12 protein-coding genes are annotated in these 17660 nt (G+C 50.4%); 2 read left to right on the top strand and 10 right to left on the bottom strand.

Annotated features, from left to right (window positions below):
• Positions 1-29: 29 nt before the first annotated feature.
• The 7 genes from IQ22_RS04590 to IQ22_RS04560 form a co-directional block, all read right to left on the bottom strand.
• Positions 30-2549 carry a glycosyltransferase family 4 protein gene (locus IQ22_RS04590; RefSeq protein ID WP_145138808.1) on the bottom strand — a complete coding sequence of 840 codons (2520 nt, stop codon included), beginning with the start codon at positions 2547-2549 and terminating at the stop codon, positions 30-32.
• Entirely contained in the window at positions 2549-4123 is a 1575-nt protein-coding gene (locus IQ22_RS04585; RefSeq protein ID WP_145138805.1) for a class I SAM-dependent methyltransferase, read from the bottom strand. The genes IQ22_RS04590 and IQ22_RS04585 overlap by 1 nt, the downstream gene beginning before the upstream one ends.
• Entirely contained in the window at positions 4120-5337 is a 1218-nt protein-coding gene (locus IQ22_RS04580) for an ABC transporter ATP-binding protein (RefSeq protein WP_145138802.1), read from the bottom strand. The genes IQ22_RS04585 and IQ22_RS04580 overlap by 4 nt, the downstream gene beginning before the upstream one ends.
• On the bottom strand, positions 5334-6128 hold the full coding sequence (locus IQ22_RS04575; protein WP_145138799.1) for an ABC transporter permease: 795 nt from the start codon (positions 6126-6128) through the stop codon (positions 5334-5336). The genes IQ22_RS04580 and IQ22_RS04575 overlap by 4 nt, the downstream gene beginning before the upstream one ends.
• A gap of 68 nt (positions 6129-6196) precedes the next feature.
• Entirely contained in the window at positions 6197-7639 is a 1443-nt protein-coding gene (locus IQ22_RS04570) for a mannose-1-phosphate guanylyltransferase/mannose-6-phosphate isomerase (protein ID WP_145138795.1), read from the bottom strand.
• A gap of 606 nt (positions 7640-8245) precedes the next feature.
• On the bottom strand, positions 8246-8494 hold the full coding sequence (locus tag IQ22_RS04565) for a hypothetical protein (RefSeq protein ID WP_145138792.1): 249 nt from the start codon (positions 8492-8494) through the stop codon (positions 8246-8248).
• A gap of 92 nt (positions 8495-8586) precedes the next feature.
• Positions 8587-12063, bottom strand: coding sequence for an acyl-[ACP]--phospholipid O-acyltransferase (locus IQ22_RS04560; RefSeq protein WP_145138789.1), 3477 nt, complete (start codon positions 12061-12063; stop codon positions 8587-8589).
• Positions 12064-12215: 152 nt separating this feature from the next.
• Between IQ22_RS04560 and IQ22_RS04555 the strand changes: the two genes are divergently transcribed.
• Both IQ22_RS04555 and IQ22_RS04550 read left to right on the top strand, forming a co-directional pair.
• Positions 12216-12950 (top strand): helix-turn-helix domain-containing protein, encoded by a 735-nt coding sequence (locus IQ22_RS04555; RefSeq protein ID WP_145138787.1) that lies wholly within the window; start codon positions 12216-12218, stop codon positions 12948-12950.
• Between the two features lie 444 nt (positions 12951-13394).
• Positions 13395-14993 carry a hypothetical protein gene (locus IQ22_RS04550; RefSeq protein WP_145138784.1) on the top strand — a complete coding sequence of 533 codons (1599 nt, stop codon included), beginning with the start codon at positions 13395-13397 and terminating at the stop codon, positions 14991-14993.
• Positions 14994-15100: 107 nt separating this feature from the next.
• On the opposite strand, the gene rfbC is transcribed toward IQ22_RS04550, so the two are convergent.
• The 3 genes from rfbC to rfbB all read right to left on the bottom strand — a co-directional run bounded on the left by rfbC (position 15101) and on the right by rfbB (position 17645).
• Positions 15101-15634, bottom strand: coding sequence for a dTDP-4-dehydrorhamnose 3,5-epimerase (gene rfbC / locus IQ22_RS04545; RefSeq protein ID WP_145138781.1), 534 nt, complete (start codon positions 15632-15634; stop codon positions 15101-15103).
• Positions 15634-16515, bottom strand: coding sequence for a glucose-1-phosphate thymidylyltransferase RfbA (gene rfbA / locus IQ22_RS04540; RefSeq protein WP_145138777.1), 882 nt, complete (start codon positions 16513-16515; stop codon positions 15634-15636). Before rfbA ends, rfbC begins: the two co-directional genes overlap by 1 nt.
• 65 nt (positions 16516-16580) lie before the next feature.
• Positions 16581-17645: a dTDP-glucose 4,6-dehydratase gene (gene rfbB / locus IQ22_RS04535; protein WP_145138774.1), complete on the bottom strand. Its 1065-nt coding sequence runs from the start codon at positions 17643-17645 to the stop codon at positions 16581-16583.
• Positions 17646-17660 lie beyond the last annotated feature (15 nt).

Raw genomic sequence — 17660 nt, 5'->3', positions numbered from 1 at the left:
CTCATTATTTCAAGACCGACCTTCTGGCATTAGGCCGTTGCGGTCAGCCTAGCTTTTATTTGCTCTGCACTTTGCTTCCAGGTCAGCCATTTCATATTGCTAGACGATGGATGCAAGCCGCTCTTTCTTAAATCAAGCCAAGCCTTGACCTCTTTACTCAAATCTTCGGCTTTGCTTCCTTTAAAATAATGAGCGTTAGCCTCTGCGATCTCTCTAAAAACAGGAATATCCCTGGCAATAATGGGCAGTCCAAATTGCGCCGCCTCGATCAGAGGCAGGCCAAACCCTTCGCCTTTGGAGCTGAACACTAGACAGGTAGCGTTCTGATAGATTTTTTCCAAATATTCATCGCTGATGCCTTTCAGCCAGAACAGCCTTTTTCCTAACAGCTTGTGATGTGTAATGTCATGGATAAGCTCATCAACATTCCACCCAGCTTGGCCTACTAATACAAGGTTGGCTTCTACACCTTCCTGCCAAAGCAGATCAAAGGCTTTTAAGGTCTGATCATGCCCTTTTCGCGGCTCGATTGTGCCTACGGACAGGAAAGTCGGGCATTCTTTCAGCTTGGCCAATACTTCGGCCGCGTCATCAGGGAGCCCCTTGGTCGGTATGGAATTTTCCACATCCGCTCCCAAATGGAACCAGTCAATGTGAAGCGGGCAATAGCGTTCCACTGGATTCTTTTCCAACCAATGCCGCATATCATCAGCAACTGCTTGTGAGATGCACAATAAACCATCGTTGCGCGATATCGCTGCGAGCCAATCCTTGTGCAAATCGCCGATAAAGTCTCTGAAGACCTCAGGCATTAGTACTGGCAGCAAGTCATAAACGACAAAAAAAACTTTAACTCCTGCATTGCGCATCGCCTGATGAGCGGCTTGTTGTCGAATGACCACATGATGCTGAAGATCAAGTCCTAGAAATATATCGCCATTGCTATATTCAATAGCGCTATCCTTGATTTCCTCGGTATTTGCATGCTCTGGAAAGTACTTTGCAATGAACTCCCTAGCGTATCGGTAGCCTAGGCTATCCATAGTGGCGTATACCGGTTCGCTGATAAATCCCTCCGGGGGCGATTCCAGCAGTTCCTTAAGGATGCTGCGTACAACCCGTTGAATGCCACTTTTAGAGTCGATATGCACAAGCTGTGAAATATCAATAAATAAGCGCTTGCTCACTTTGATTTCAAAGTTCTTGGCAAGTGCCGATGCACATTGTTTGATATCTTCATATGTCGGCAGAGCATCGCCAATTGAAGCAATACTTGTCTGCAAGGTCGAAACGATTTCAGCTGTTCCACGAGCAACGCTTACAGAGTCTGACTTAACTGCCTGTTCGAAAGCCTGCAATGCCAGCTTAGCACTTCGATCCCAAGAAAACTTCTTGGACTGTTTTTTCCCATGAGCGATGAGTTTTTTGCGAAAGTCCTCATCGGTCAACACTATGTGTAGTTTTGATTTTATGTCTGCTACATCAAGCGGATCGAATAATGCCTCTGGACAGCCAATAACCTCAGGTACACTCGATGTATTTGAACCGATAACAGAAGCACCACAGCACATAGCCTCAAGCGCAGGCAGACCAAACCCTTCGTGCCAAGAAGGAAAAATGAATGTCTTGCAGAGGCTATACAACTCGATCAGTTCTTTATCAGTGATATAACCAGTAAAGACAATTTCGGCCTCTTGCAAGCCGAGGCTACTGGCATGAGCTTTGAGTCCTGCAATGATCTGAGTGGGCATTTTGCCCGCCAGCACTAATTGATGTTCTGATCGAAGCGCTTCAGGAAGCTGAGCGTAAGCCTGAATCATACGTTCTAAGTTCTTTCTTGCATCCGCTCCGCCTGTATAGAGAACAAAAGGAGATTGAACAGCAAACTTCTCCCTCAGGAGAAATTCTTCTTCAGCAGTTAAATTGGCGGGGACAAAAATAGAATCAGCAGCCGTAGAAATATTAGTCACTCGCTCCGCAGGCAAACCAATAATATTTACACCCTCTTGGCTAGCTGATTCGGAAATGCCAAGCCAGCCCTGCGCATTTTTCAGGCTTTCTATCTTATTTAAATAATACTTTTTAAATACTGGATGAGGATCAAGATAATCCTTGGCATTCATGAGGGGAATCAGGTCATACAACGTGACCAGTGTCGGGATTTCTTTAGTATACCCGCTGATAGTCGTAACAGCGTTATCGGCAGTACCTTCGAACAAACTACTAATGTGGACAACATCGGGCTGAAGCGTAGCGATATACGCCTCTCTTATGTATTCCGCTGCCTGCCGGCGCCAGTCATTACCAGGGAGACACTCTGCCACCGGAGCAGGCCCATACCAAACGCGAATGTTATCTTGAGGAATTAGACCATCGAAAGCTGCTCGTATCGGCTCTATGGCATCAGGAAACTGACCATTGAGCAATATAAAAATTTCATGCTCTCCTCGATTACGGGCAATACCAAGAGCAAGCGATAGACTATACCTTCCGATACCTCGGAAACGGCTTTCAGTCTGTGCACCCTGCAAATCAAGCACAATACGCATTAGCGCGGCTCCTTATGCTGCGCCTGAATGGCGGTTTTCAGATTCTGATAGTAATTTTGGGCACTCAAACTGAGGTCAGAAAGTTCTGGCTCTGTCCCCTGAATAAATGAATTCGGATTATAAGGATGAGCTACTACATTGGATTGAATGTCTGGAGCAGCGCTGCCAGCCATTCCTTCCTTATATGCAATATTTAATAATCGAGCATAAATTCGTGGATAGCGTTGAAGAATTTCCAGCGCCTTATGCTTGTACTTAGGGTTACGCGCCACTTTGCGCATAGCCTTTAGCAGCCATGGATATACGGCAATTTTGACTTTTAATGTTGCCTGACGCACTGCAACAGTAGGTTCCCGAGCAAACATACGAGACACATGAGTAGCAAGACGCATAGGCGCAGTAATACGCCATGAGGTACTAGCATGCAAAGCCTTAACCTGCTCCTCTAAGGCAGTTGCCCTTAAATACCAAGTATGGGCATTACTAAGAGATGCATTCAATTGCTGTTGCATGTCTTCAAGCAATTGGTTTTTTTGATTTATGTTTTTAAATTCGCACTGTAGGGTCTTGTTAAAATTTTTAATTTCATGCAGATGTGCTTCATTAACAGCTCTAGTTTCTTTTAATAGCTGCTGACTAACAACTCTAGCCTCCTCTAAACGTTTCTCTATGAGCATCAACTGATCATTTAAAGTACTGCTGCTAACCTTAGCCTGTATTTCCTCAGTTAAGCGACTAGAGTTATCTTGGAGCTGTTTTAGTTTCTCATGTATCGAAAGATCTCTTTCCAAGCCTTCATCTAATCGGCCTTCGATACTTTGAATCGTTTCCTTAATTTGAACATCGTATTGCTGAGCTAGGAAATCCAGCGAAACTCCATACTCCTCTGCGAATACAGGGTCGAATAAGCTTAGGCTTTCCGCTTCGCCTGCCTTTTGAGCAATAACGGCATAATCCTGGCTTACACCAGTCAAGACACTTTTCAACCCAATAGATCCAAGTTCTTCTTCTAGGTTTTCCTGCAAGCGCAAAAGCTTGGTGCGCGCAAACCCACTGTATTCCGCTAGGAAGCTAAGCAATAGATGGGGAATGGGACGTTCATGCGTAGGGTCGAGATAAAAGTTATTTGTCCCTACAACAATGTTTTCTGCGTTAGGCGTCTCAAGGATAAGCAAACCCGCAGGCTTTAGCACCCTGACTACTTCTGCAAAAATATCCTGCAAGATTGGAAAAGGAATGTGTTCGGCGATATGAAATCCTGAAACAACAGCCTGACTGTTTTCAGGTAAGGCTTTCAGAGTTGCCAAAGCCTCCCCTTGCTTTGCGGGCAGCTCTAATATATGACAGGCTTCCAGCATCCCTTCATCAAGGTCGATCCCCCTGGCCTGAAAACCACTTTCCATCAACAGTTCAAGCCACTCGCCCCGCCCGCACCCTATGTCGAGCACTGAGCATTCTGAATAGAGCTCCTTTAGCGGCTGGATGAATGGAAGGTAGACCTCTTGCCGATGCTTAATGAGTTCTCTTGAGCCACGGTAACGATCTTCGAACGCCCGGTAGAAAGAACCACTCATCGGCTGTACTCCACCTGTGGAGGAATCCAGGTCAACCCAACAAACTGATCCTTAGCAACATTGATCACATTGAAGACTAGTGCCAGATCACGCCATTCGTAATTGGAAACAAGGTGGGTATCGTTGGCATGCAAAGCAATTGCGACCGAAAACGAACCAACCCCCAAATTAGCTGGAAACTTAAAGTCGTACTGAGGCGACTCTCCTGCCTTTAGGTCTTTTAGAACACATCTAAGATGATGCGTATTTGTACCAAAAACTGACTGCCCTAATCGATCCTTAATCATGTAACCCACTACCAGCTCAGGAATATCCTGATTGATATCAATCTTAACGCGCAGACTTACTGGCTCGCCTACAGAAGCAAACTCGATCATTTCACCACGGACATTATGTAGCGTGACCGAGACGATACTGGCCTCACCGGAACCGGAGCTGGTTTGCACCGTACCGTCGTCCATCTGACGAATCGTGACTGTAGAATTTTCCTTCTCGGCAATAATGGCATTATAAAAATCCATAACTTCTTCAGGCTTGCCATCCTTAATAATGGCCCCTGCCTCAAGCAGAATCGCTCGATCGCATAGCGCCTGAATTGAGCTTCGATCATGAGTAACGATAAGAAGGGTTGTGCCCTCCTTCTGAAAAGCTTTGATGCGATCAAAGCTCTTATGCTGGAAGTAGGCATCACCTACAGAGAGCGCCTCATCGACAATTAAAATCTCCGGGCGGAATGCTGTAGCAACAGCAAATGCCACACGCATTTGCATACCGCTAGAATAAGTACGTACCGGCTCGTTGAAATACTCACCAATCTCTGCAAACGCCTCAATATCAGGCATCGCTTGTTGAATTTGTTCTACGCTGTAACCCATGAGGCCAGCGGCATGCAGTGCGTTTTGCCGCCCCGTCAGCTCAGGGTTAAAGCCCATGCCAAGCTCGAGAATTGCAGCAATGCGGCCATTCACTTGAACACTGCCTTCCGTAGGCTGCAATGTACCGGTAATCATTTTCAGTAGTGTGGACTTGCCTGCACCATTTTGACCGACAATACCAATTGCCTTGCCTGGCTCTATAGAGAAATCGATGTTTCGCAGTACCCAGTGCTCTTCGCTGGGCTTGACTGGCAAGCCGAACCAGCGAGCAAATCGCTGCCATTCAGAGTTATAGCGGCGATAGGCCTTACCCAAGCGATTAACGGTCATTAGGCTCACAATACATCCACCATTTCTGGAGCTGCGCGCCGGAACAAGAATAAGCCGAGCAGCATAAGACCAATAGAGATAGCAGCCGTGATTACTACATGCTGCAGTTCTGGTGACGTGGAATAAACGAGAACGTCATGATAAGCCGTTACGACGGGATACATGGGATTGGAAGCAATAGCGCCCTTCAACTCATCTGGAATAATGTTCAAGGGATAAACGATAGGAGTAAACCAAAACATTACCTGCAAAACGATAGGTACAACTTGCCCTATATCGCGCACAAAAACATTCAGCACCCCAAGAATGAGGCCAATACCAACACCCAAAGCGACTACAATTAGAGTTAAGGGGATCAGCCAGAGCATTTCTACGCTTGGCATATGCCCAAGGATGGCAAAAACCATCAACATTGAGACAAGCAACAAAATATTGTTCAGTAGGCAGGAGCCTATAACGATCACAGGTAACGTAATGCGCGGAAAGCGCATTTTTTTCATCAAGTTACCTTGATCAATGAAAACCGTAAGGCAGCGACCGATAATTTCTGAAAACAGGTTCCATGCCAATATACCAGCCATGAGATAAATGGCGTAGGCATATTTATTTTCGATACCGGGCAGCTTGGCAGCCAGCACATTGGAAAGGATCACCGCGTAAATGGCCACTTGCGCTAAAGGATGAATAATCATCCAGAGTCCACCCAGGCGGCTACGAGCAAATCGGGTAACAAGCTCGTTTTTTATTGAAGAAACGACGAAACCTCGATAAGACCAAAGACTTCTTAATAAACCAAACATCTTTACCTCTATCTAGTCATGGGCAGCTGATGTAAGCCGCCCATGAAACAGTTTTCAATCAGTCCATCTCAGCTGTCTGCCCGACCATAGATGTCTTGGAAACGAACAATATCGTCCTCACCAAGATAATCCCCGCTCTGAACTTCAATCATGACCAAGTCAATAACGCCAGGGTTTTCCAAACGATGCTTATGTCCGGCAGAGATAAAAGTGGATTCGTTGGTGTTAAGCATGAACTCACGATCGTCATTGAATACACGAGCCATCCCAGTTACTACGATCCAGTGTTCACTGCGGTGGTGATGCATCTGCAGAGATAAAGAAGCGCCCGGTTTAACAACGATTCGCTTGATCTTGAAGCGTTCACCTTCCTCTAGCGTGGTATATGAACCCCATGGGCGATGTACGGTACGATGTAATAAGTGAGCCTCATGGCCAGTACTTTTAAGCAGACTGACGATCTGTTTAACATCTTGGGCATGGTCTTTATGAGCAATCAAAAACGCATCAGGCGTATCGACTACTAACAGATCCTGTACACCTACTAAAGCAGCCAATCGCTCAGGACTATTCACGTAGTTATTGCTTGCCTTGTGCGCAAGCACTTCGCCCTCGAAACGGTTCCCTTGCTCATCTGCAGCGGTTAATTCGCTCATGGCGTTCCAAGAGCCGATATCGCTCCAACCTATATCGCACGGAATCGTTACAACCTTTTCTGAACGCTCCATAAGGGCATAATCAATAGAGATTTCAGGAACCTTGGCAAAGGCATCCGCCTCAAGCGTTACGCTATAATGATGGGCGCTTTCGGCTACACGAGACAGCTCGAGTGTGGCCTCAACCTGAGAGACCACATCAGGCATATAACTACGCATTTCTTCAATGAGGGTTCCGACCTCAAAGCAGAACATGCCAGAGTTCCAGAAATAATTTCCTGCTTCGATATAGTCCTGAGCCGTTGCCAGATCAGGCTTCTCAACGAAACGGGTGACTTTTAGGCCTCCTGCCAGGAGACTACTCTGATCCGCTTCAATGTAACCATAACCCGTTTCGGCATATTGGGGCTTGATGCCGAATGTGACGAGCCAACCTTCTGAAGCTAATTGCTTCGCCTGTTTAACGACACCTACAAAAGCAGCCTCGTCAGTAATCAAGTGATCCGCAGCCAATACCAGCATAATCGCCTCGGAGCCGTGGACGCGCTGAGTACGTAAAGCAGCGGCTGCAATGGCGGCAGCAGTATTTCGGCCAAAGGGCTCTAAAATAAAACCTTGGTTCAGGACTTGCTTACCTACCAGTCGGTATTCATCTTCAGTTTTGAAGTACAACTCTCGGTTGGTAACCGTAAGAATTTCAGCTACATCACCAAAACTGGCAGCTCGCTTGAAAGTCTTTCGAATAAGGTTTTCACCATCCGGTAAAGGCATGAATGGCTTGGGATGGGCCTCACGGGAGGCTGGCCACAAGCGACTGCCTACGCCTCCGGCCATGATGACTGGGATCAATTTCATTCGAAACGTTACCTTGAATATATGTAATCTGACTTAACAGGCTCAATTTTTACAGGTTTGAGTCTATAACGGCTCATGCCTTCGCTTTCTAAATGAAGCCAAAGAGCGCCGACTATAGAGGCCTCGTCTTGCATGTCAAACGCCTTATAGAGTTTGGCCCGAAACGTTCAGAGACATGGCCTTCCATGACTCAAAAATAAAGACTACATAGCAACTGGCGACCTACATTCCAGCAGCTATAAAGCTACTCGAATGACCAGTAAGTAAACAGGGCATCCTGGGCCAGATAGACGTGGTTGAAAATATCAATTTTTACAGCCGAGCCTGCGTATATGTCTTAACGAAAAATCTACTCGCTTCGTCCAATGCAAAAGCAGTATTCGAAGCCTGGAAAGTACGACCTGTACATAAAGAGGAACAGGACCATGAAACATGGAAAAGTTTCCATGCTTGCACTTTATGTTGGTTGAGTAGGCAAGAAAGCCGTTAGGATAATAAAAGGCTTCACAGAGCAGTACGTAATGCGTACTTACAATTACCTTAAGGTGTCTGGGTCCTTTCGCTACCATTGAGTGAGAGCAAACGTTCCAAGTGGTTTTCTAGGCCTTAACGCCCCTTCCGCAACCTGTTCAAAATCCGCTGCGTTTCCCGCTCGGCCTTGGCTTCCGCCGACAATTCCTTAGCCAAGAGGCTTAGTACCAGCAGGAGATTGCCGCGGCTCTCTTCGCCCAGGTTGTCCCATTCTTCGATCAGGGTTTCGAACAGCAGGGCGCCGGTCAGCGAAGGGGTGAAATCGGGCAGGTCGCCGGATTCGATAGCGCGGGTCACGATGGCGATCAATTCTTTTTCAGTCATCAACTACTCGTTTTCAGGCGGGCCCGACAGGAAACAGGGCGTCATTCTAAACGACCCGTGGGCCTGCCCTCGCCCGCGGGTCGTTTTCCTGCCTAGTCGGACGTACTTTCTGCCGGACTGGCCGCTATGGCCAGCTGTTTCGCAGCAACTGTATCCGCCTTGCCAGAACCTAACCTGGGCAGGGCTTCCACTTGAATCCATGCCGACGGCACCATTAGCGGATTATGCCCGGCTGCCAGCATTTGTTTTTCCAACGCCGCGCTATCGAGAGGCTGCTCATACAAGATAACGATCCGCTCGCCTTTCCTGGCATCCGGCACGCTGACAGCCATGACCTCAATGTCAGAGCTTCCAATCAAGCGGCTCAAGGCCTGTTCTACCGAGCCCAGGCTGACCATTTCCCCACCGATTTTGGCGAAGCGCGAATAACGGTCGACGATAGTAAGAAAACCATCTTCGTCCAGGCGGCCCTTGTCACCGGTTACGTACCAGCGTACGCCGTCCAGCTCGCGGATAGCGGTGGCCGTCTTGGCCGGGTTGTTTAAATAACCCTGCATAACCTGAGGGCCGCCAATCAGGATCATGCCTTCCTGGCCGGTAGGGAGTTCCTCGAAACTCTCCGGATCGACGATTTTCAGGCTAGTCCCCGGCAAGGGCATGCCTACGGTGCCTTTTCTACCGCCACACTGCACCTGCATATAAGCAACGTCGATGGCATCCGGCAGGTTGACCGAAGCGACGGGTGAGGTCTCGGTAGCGCCGTAGCCCTCGTAGATGTCCTTGTTGAACTTGAGTGTAAAGGACTCGCGTACATCGGTACTGAGCTTTTCTGCCCCGGCCACGATGATACGCAGGCTATCCAGCATCAGCGGATGTACTTTGCGGTTACGCACGAACAGGCGCAGGAAGGTCGATGTGCCACACATGATAGTAGCGCGGTAGGTTGTTACGGCCTTGGCAATACCGACCACATCGGTCGGATCGGCATGGCAGACCAGAGGCAGCCCCTCAATCAGCGGTAGAAATTGCGTTACGGTCAGGCCGAAGGCATGGAACAAGGGCAGCGAGGCCATGACCACATCATCGTCTTGAGTGTTAAGCACGTCGGACGTCTGCTTAAGGTTAGCCATGATGTTGCGATGGCTGAGCATTACGCCCTTGGGTGCCCCCTCGCTGCCGCTGGAGAACAGGATAGTTGCCGTGGCATCGGGGTTGTGCGAGTGGCTCAGCAGCGGTCGCAGCAGCCACGCCGGCAATACCCGGATCGCCAGCCAAGTCAGCATCAGCTCCTGTTTGGTGAACCCCTGCCTCATGTCCTCCAGGTAGACAATTTGACGACCTGCCAGGACGTCAGCGACTGGTAGGCCCCGCTGTTCCAGCTTGCTGATAAATCGTTTGGAACTGTACACGGTCTGGATACCGGACTGCTCGAGAGCCGAACGCAGGGCGTCCTGGCTGGCCGTGTAGTTCAGGTTCACTACAGTTTTACCGGCCAGCAAGGTTGCCATATTGGCCAGCACGCCACCGGCGCTGGTGGGTAATAGCAAACCGACGTTCTGCTCCGGGCTGAGTTTACGCATACGTCGCGCCATAGCGTGGCTGGCAGCCAATGCATGGGCGGCCTTGAGCGGCTGGCCCAATGTATCGGCAATAGCCAATTCACCGGGGCGGCGCTTCACGCTATCGATCCAGGCATCCGCCAGGGTCGGCAGATCGTCCATATAGGCCTGCCAGGAGCGAATGGCCTGGTCAAAGATTCGCCGCTTGAGCACATCGGCCGGAGTGTCCTTGGGTAGCGTCTTGCCAAAGGCAACCACAACGCTGCGGTGCAGCGGTGCATCGCGCAGCTCCTTGAGCTTGCTGGAGGAACGGGAGAACTGACTGCCCCACAGACCGCGCAGGTAAAACGGCACGATGACCACGTCGGCGTTGGCTTTTTCGCATGCCCGCTCATAGCCCCGGCGAAACTCGCCTAACTGGCCGGTCCGGCTGATCGCGCCTTCCGGAAACAAGCAGACCACTTCACCCTGGTTGAGCAGATCGGCCACCTGCTCCAAGGCTTGTGCCGCACCGGCGCCCGGTTGGATGGGAATGCAACCCATAGCCTTGAACAGCCAGCGGACAAACCAGAGCTCATAGATACTTTTGAGCATCACGAACCGTACCGGCCGTGGGCTGGCAATCTGCACGATAGCCCAATCAATCCAACTGATGTGATTGCCTAGTAGCAGCACGCCACCCTGGGCCGGCAGGTTCTGCAAGCCATGCACCTCTACCTTGTAGTGGCGCGTCATGAAGAAACTGAGCAGAAACCGCACCAGACTTTGCGGCAGTTTGCCAACCGTATAAGCACCGCCGATTAAGGCGACGGCAGCAATCAGGCCCAGGAGGTAATAACTGTCGACGCCGACCAGGGCGAACACAGCCGTCAGGACCAGAAAACCCAGCATGGCGATATTCTGAATCCAGTTACTGGCCGCCAGCACAGTGCCAAGCTCCTCTTCCGGCGCATAGAACTGGATCAAGGCATTGAGCGGAACGATAAATAACCCGCCCATAATGCCGATGAAAATGAAATTAAGTGCGTGTGTCGTGGCGGAATCCAGCAGCAGCAATCCACCCAAGCCAACGGCAATCCCTAGCGCTCCCAGCGGGACCAGTCCAGTTTCGATGCGGTTGAGGGACAGCTTGCTAGCCAGTGCCGATCCCAGGGCGATCCCGATACCGCTAGCAGCAAGGATGCCCTGGATGACCAACGCATTGGTCACACCCAGGCTTTCTTTGGCATAGGACGGAAACGCGGCCAGCATCACCTGCCCTACCGACCAGAATGTAGCCAGCCCGATAATTGACAGGCGAATCACAGGTTGCGTCTTCAACACCTGCAAGTTAGCAATTGCGGCCTGCCCGCGGATATAAGCGGGCCAGGAAAACGGCCGGCGTGACGCAGGCGCCTCACTCACCGGCAGGCGATACAGCAAGACCAGTTCGATCAGGCTGTTGACTACCAGCAGCCAGCCCAGCGGTGCAATATCCAGCAGCATTTGGTCGGCGGTCTGAGCCTCGGTCGAAAGCAAGGATTCAAATAGTGCTGTAAAGACAAAAGTGCCGCCCAAAATCGCTACGATGGACACTGCCTGCACCAGACCGTTAGCTTCGGCCAGACGTGCCTTGCCAAACAATGTCTTGATATAGCCGTACTTGGCAGGCGAGTAAAACGTTGCCTGAATGGCCAACAACAAGGTCATCGCAAACGCTAAGCCAAACCAGCCCGCGTAATAAGACCAGGTGATCAACCCGGTAATCCCGACGGCCGCCCAGGCGGACAGCCGCATCACTCGTACTTTGGCGAAGGTATCCGATACATAGCCTGAAGGACTGAATAGCAGGATAAAGGGAAGCAGCATCAGACCGTTGACCAGGGCTGTCAGCACAACCTGGGTCGAGCCATCGTAGATCTTGAAAACGGTGTTCTGAATGATGATCTTGTGGCCCAGGTCGACGAAGGCATTCAGAAAGATTGCGATCAGGTAAGGCCAGGCGCCCGGGAACCGGTGCAGTTTGTCCATAACAAGCCTCTGGAGCGATGTAAGAGGTGGGCAGACTGCCGAGATGGCTCGAAATCTACAACTAAAATGCAAAACGTAGCGTTAAACTAGATCGTGAGTAGCGCTATACGCTACTTCCAGTAGCCTAGGCACCTTATGTTCGAGACCTGCAGATGCCTCAAGTTTCTTCTTTGATCGAAACGCTCAAAAAACAGCTCAAGCTCCATGGCAAAACTTATGCTGATGTCGCACAGGCACTCAGCTTGAGCGAGGCCTCGGTAAAACGGCTATTCGCCGACGAAAATTTTACCTTGCAGCGCCTCGAAACCATCTGCGAGTTGATCGAGATGGATATTAGTGAACTGGTCCAGACCATGGCGGTGCAACAGCGCCAGATCACTGAGCTAAGCGAGGCACAAGAGCGGGAGATTGCAGGCGACGGCTTGCTGTTGCTGGTCGCTGTCTGTGTCATCAACGGCTATAGCTTTACCAATATTATCGAGCAGTACCGGCTTACGCCTGCCGAGTGCATTCAGCAGCTCGTACGGCTTGATCGCCTAAAGCTTATTGAATTGCTTCCCGGCAACCGTATCCGGCTTTTAATCAGTCGCGACTTCCGCTGGCGACCTGCCGGCCCGATCCAACAGTTCTTTCAGAAGCGTGTCGCCCATGACTTCTTTCAGTCACGCTTTGACAGCGAGGCGGAAAAACTGCTGGTCCTCAACGGGCTGCTCTCACGCGCCGGTAATGCACAGTGGCAACAAAAGCTGCAGCGCTTGGCACGGGAGTTCAATGAGCTGTGTCGGGACGAGGCGGATCTGCCGATCAAACAACGCTTCGGCACCACAACCGTCTTGGCCGTACGGCAATGGCGTTACGGCTTATTCGAACGGTACAGCACGCGCTAGCCTTGTAAGCCGCGGGAATGGACACGTTTTTTAGATAAGCGGAAGAAAGAGTGCTCGTTTTAAGGACTATTTCAAAAAACGTGTATCACGCCCAGTACTCATTCAGTACATCTCCTTGACGCCTCCTCGTCCCCTCCTAGACTCGCAGAGGGAGTAGCGTTCTGGCATCAGGTGTCGCTATTCCCGCTGTCCACAAAAGGATTAAGTAACGGTCTTTTTGTAGTGTCCGCTCACTTTCAGTCAGAGAAACTCTGATCATTGGCAGCCCAGACGGCCTAGCTGTTCTTTCACAGGACAGTAACCGCCTGAAATATCACCCCGCTGCCATCTGCCGTCCTGACCAGGCATGGAATTGCCTGCCGACCCGAGAACGTTTTTCGCGTCTTAACGCGCCTCGGTCTGGCTTCGAAAAGTATTTTCGCTGCGTATCTTAGGAGGGAACGAATGAGGAGTTTCGATTATTCCGTACAAAGTGTTGGATATTCTGGGCAAAAACCTTTCTATCTAGGTTTATTGGGAGTTGCCGTCCTACTGGTCGCCTCACTGCTGTTCCGTCTGCCAGATTTCGAAAAAGTGACCGGCTCACAGAATCTGGAGGCCAGCTACCATGTTCTTATCACCATCAATGCGCTCAATGAATCCGGCGTACAGAATCACTGGCTTCTGCCCACGATTTCGCTGGGTAACGAGCTGGACAAGAACATAGCCTGGGGAGCGACCATTCCTACGCGGACAGGTGATTATGTCTATACCAGCTTTACCCCTTACGGCTTTCTGGCGCCTTATCTTGCCCTGAAAGCGTTTGGCCAGGACATCTCGCTTGAAAGCCTGGCGCTGTTCAACGTAGCGCTGAGCGGATTGATCGCTTTTATGTTGTTCGGCTTTCTTTTCGATATTCTGCGGTTCAATGGGTTAAGGGCCTGGCCTGCTGCCGCTGGAGCATTGCTCGGGTCGGTTATTGCACTTTTCAGCCGTGAAGCCCTGCTGTCCCATGGCGTGATTTATTGGGTACACAGCTTTTACCAGCTAGTCCTGTTGTCTTCGCTCTTTGTACTGTTCAAATATCTGTCCGCTACGGATTCGCGCAGCCGGACGCACTATGCCTGGGCACTTTGTGCACTAGTCTTTTTCGGTGCGCTGACAGAATGGACAGGCTATTTCTTCAACTTCGGCGTTTTCTGCATCCTGTGGCTTAACACTCTCAAGATCGAAGGCTCGCGGCTACTGGCCAAGAAGGTGTTTATTGCCACCTTTCTGTCAGGTGTCATTACGATCCTGCACTACAGCCTCGCCGCCGGCCTGTTGCCCACGCTCAAGGCCTTTGCCCGCCGCTTTCTAGCACGTAGCGCTTCGGCCGGCAGCAATCCGCTCGATTTGCTGCAGGGATATATACTTTCGTATGGCTACTTTATCGCCGCCCTGGCGCTCGCCGGTGCGATGTTGATCTGGGCGAAGAAGCATCAGGCTACCCATAGCCGCGCACAGGCGGTCACATGGGTGATCCTGATCGCAGCAGCCGTACCGCTGCTGGAAAACGTGATCATGTTGCAGCATGCTACGCAGTTTTCTTTTGATCGGCTCAAATTTATCTTTCCTGCTGCTTTGATCTTGGCCTTGTCCTTTATCGTTTTCCAAACCAAAGGCCGCGCTGCGATGGCGGCACTGGTCGCCTTCGCAGCCGTTCAAGGCTGTACGGTCTACAAAAACGATATCGCTACGTATGCCGCCTGGACGCAAATCGACCATGAGAACAAGCAACTGGTCGCCTTGGTAGCTCAAGAGTTAAATACTCAATGTGCCGTTCTGTCGACCGATATGAGCGTGCGCGGCTATGCCAACCTGTTGTTCCACCGAGGCATCCATGAACTACGCAAGGAGCCTGTGGATTTCCGCCGCGAAGCAGGGGCCTGTGGTGGTGTGTATTTGCAAGGAAAAGATTTTCAAGTGGACTTGCCGGAGTACACCAAGGCAACCGTTATAGAAAGCGACAACCGTACCGTAGTCTTTGTAAAGGACCAACATCAGTGGCGCAGGACTAACTAGACTCAGCAGAAACCCGAGGTGCTTGCCTATCCTCTGTCCTTTACGGACAGAGGATTTATCCTTAAGCGGTTTAAACCGTATTTAGACAGGCTTTTACCTTTTAGGAATTAATAAAGCTCCGACAGACGCAGCCCTTGAGCGTCCTTAGCGGACAGTTGCGGCTCACTGACTTTCCAGTCGATACCCAAGTCAGGATCGTTCCAGATCAAACAGCCTTCATCGGTGGGGTCGTAATAATCAGTGCACTTATATTCAAAGTCAGCCGTCTCGGACAGCACTACAAATCCATGCGCCAAACCCGGCGGAATCCAAAGCTGTCGCTTATTGTCTTCAGAAAGAACTTCCGCAACCCAACGCCCGAAAGTCGGCGAGCCCTGACGAATGTCTACCGCAACATCCAACACTTCGCCTCGAACACACCTAACCAACTTGCCTTGAGGGCGGCTACGCTGGAAATGCAAACCGCGCAAGACGCCTCGGCAAGAGCGTGAATGGTTATCTTGAACGAAAGGTAGTGTTATCCCTGCCTTCTCTGCATAACGCTCCGCCTGGAACGTTTCCAAGAAAAACCCCCGCGCATCACCGAAGATACGCGGTTGAATGAGCTTTACGTCATCAATGACCGTATCGATCACTTCCATTAACGCGCTCCTGCAATCAGACGTGCCAGATATTGGCCATAGCCCGTTTTACTGAGCGCCTCCGCCTGCAAGGCGACCTGTTCTGTGGTTACCCAGCCTTTTTGCAAAGCGATTTCTTCAAGGCAGGCCACTTTTAACCCCTGGCGCTTTTCAATGGTCTGCACAAAATGCCCCGCTTCCAGCAAGGCATCATGTGTGCCGGTATCGAGCCAGGCGAAACCACGTCCTAATACCGACACGTTCAAATCGCCGCGACGCAGGTATTCATTGTTCACATCGGTAATCTCAAGCTCACCCCGCGGTGAAGGCTTGATATTAGCAGCGATATCCAGAACGTCATTGTCGTAGAAGTAAAGGCCAGTTACCGCATAGTTTGACCTGGGCTTCTTCGGCTTTTCTTCTATGCTTAACGCCTTGCCACTCTCATCGAAGTCCACCACACCGAAACGCTCGGGGTCAGCTACATAGTAACCAAATACAGTAGCGCCTTTTTCGCGCTGGGCGGCTTGAGCTAGACTTTGTGTAAAGTGTTGACCATAAAAGATGTTATCGCCTAGCACCAGACAAACATTGTCTTCACCAACAAACTCAGCGCCGATAATGAAAGCTTGCGCCAATCCATCTGGGCTAGGCTGTTCGGCATAACTTAGCTCAATGCCAAATTGGCTGCCATCACCCAACATACGCTTGAAGCCTGGTAGATCGGTTGGTGTAGAAATGATCAACACTTCACGAATACCCGCCAGCATTAGCACAGATAGCGGATAATAAATCATTGGCTTGTCGTATACCGGCAAAGACTGCTTGGATACGCCTAGGGTAATAGGATGTAAACGTGTCCCGGAACCGCCCGCTAGTAGAATTCCTTTGTACTTTTTCATAGAACATCCCTCTCAGCCAATTTAGGGGTTAGCGACACACATACAACGAGCTCGAACACCATTACTTAAACAGCCTCGCCCAAACGCTCCAGGCGATATTCCCCCGATAGCACACGCTGCCACCAGTCACGATTACTCAGATACCACTCGACCGTCTTACGTAAACCAGTTTCAAAGCTTTCCTGCGGAACCCAGCCCAGCTCGGTAGCAATCTTGCTGGCATCGATGGCATAACGAAGATCATGCCCTGGACGATCCTTTACAAAGGTAATCAGATCGCGGTACTGCTTTACGCCGGCTGGCTTGTTAGGCGCTAGCTCTTCAAGAAGCGAACAGATCGTTTCTACCACTTCAAGGTTACGCTTTTCATTATGCCCACCAATATTATAGGTCTCGCCTACCTGGCCTTTAGTGACCACGGTATAGAGGGCACGGGCATGATCCTCAACAAACAACCAATCACGGATTTGCGAGCCGTCACCATAAACCGGCAGAGACTTGCCGTGCATGGCGTTTAGAATGACGTGAGGGATTAGCTTTTCAGGAAAATGGAACGGGCCATAGTTGTTAGAGCAGTTCGTAATAAGTACTGGCAGGCCATAAGTACGGCCCCAGGCACGAACTAAGTGATCACTACCAGCCTTGCTGGCTGAATAAGGCGAACTGGGCGCATAAGGCGTGGTTTCGGTAAAGAGATCATCTGTACCGTGTAGGTCGCCAAATACCTCGTCCGTAGAAATATGGTGGAAGCGGAAAGCTTCTTTAGCTTCAGCCTCCAGCCCCAACCAGTAGGAGCGGGCTACTTCAAGCAGAGTCCCTGTACCCAAAACATTGGTACGAATGAACTCGGCAGGACCTTCGATTGAACGATCGACATGCGACTCGGCAGCCAGATGCATGACGGCTTGGGGCTTGAAGGTAGAAAATACCTTTTCAAGCGCAGCCTTATCGCAGATATCGACTTGGTGAAACTCATAACGGTCAGAAGAGGCAACCTCGTTCAGCGACTCCAGGTTGCCCGCGTAGGTCAGCTTATCAACATTTGCAACCTGACACTCAGTCTCATTAATCAAAAAACGGACCACTGCAGAACCAATGAAACCCGCACCACCTGTTACCAGAACTTTCATCCTGAACCTGCCTGA

Origin of the sequence: Pseudomonas duriflava (assembly GCF_007830155.1) — a bacterium.
Taxonomy (GTDB): domain Bacteria; phylum Pseudomonadota; class Gammaproteobacteria; order Pseudomonadales; family Pseudomonadaceae; genus Chryseomonas; species Chryseomonas duriflava.
This window is presented reverse-complemented; position numbering and strand designations above follow the sequence as displayed.

What these genes read in the sequence shown, in the direction of transcription:
- IQ22_RS04565 (WP_145138792.1), bottom strand. Translation starts at nt 8,494, where the DNA reads ATGACTGAAAAAGAATTGATCGCCATCGTGACCCGCGCTATCGAATCC.
- rfbA (WP_145138777.1), bottom strand. Translation starts at nt 16,515, where the DNA reads ATGAAAAAGTACAAAGGAATTCTACTAGCGGGCGGTTCCGGGACACGT.
- IQ22_RS04550 (WP_145138784.1), top strand. Translation starts at nt 13,395, where the DNA reads ATGAGGAGTTTCGATTATTCCGTACAAAGTGTTGGATATTCTGGGCAA.
- IQ22_RS04560 (WP_145138789.1), bottom strand. Translation starts at nt 12,063, where the DNA reads ATGGACAAACTGCACCGGTTCCCGGGCGCCTGGCCTTACCTGATCGCA.
- rfbC (WP_145138781.1), bottom strand. Translation starts at nt 15,634, where the DNA reads ATGGAAGTGATCGATACGGTCATTGATGACGTAAAGCTCATTCAACCG.
- IQ22_RS04555 (WP_145138787.1), top strand. Translation starts at nt 12,216, where the DNA reads ATGCCTCAAGTTTCTTCTTTGATCGAAACGCTCAAAAAACAGCTCAAG.
- IQ22_RS04585 (WP_145138805.1), bottom strand. Translation starts at nt 4,123, where the DNA reads ATGAGTGGTTCTTTCTACCGGGCGTTCGAAGATCGTTACCGTGGCTCA.
- IQ22_RS04575 (WP_145138799.1), bottom strand. Translation starts at nt 6,128, where the DNA reads ATGTTTGGTTTATTAAGAAGTCTTTGGTCTTATCGAGGTTTCGTCGTT.
- IQ22_RS04590 (WP_145138808.1), bottom strand. Translation starts at nt 2,549, where the DNA reads ATGCGTATTGTGCTTGATTTGCAGGGTGCACAGACTGAAAGCCGTTTC.
- rfbB (WP_145138774.1), bottom strand. Translation starts at nt 17,645, where the DNA reads ATGAAAGTTCTGGTAACAGGTGGTGCGGGTTTCATTGGTTCTGCAGTG.
- IQ22_RS04570 (WP_145138795.1), bottom strand. Translation starts at nt 7,639, where the DNA reads ATGAAATTGATCCCAGTCATCATGGCCGGAGGCGTAGGCAGTCGCTTG.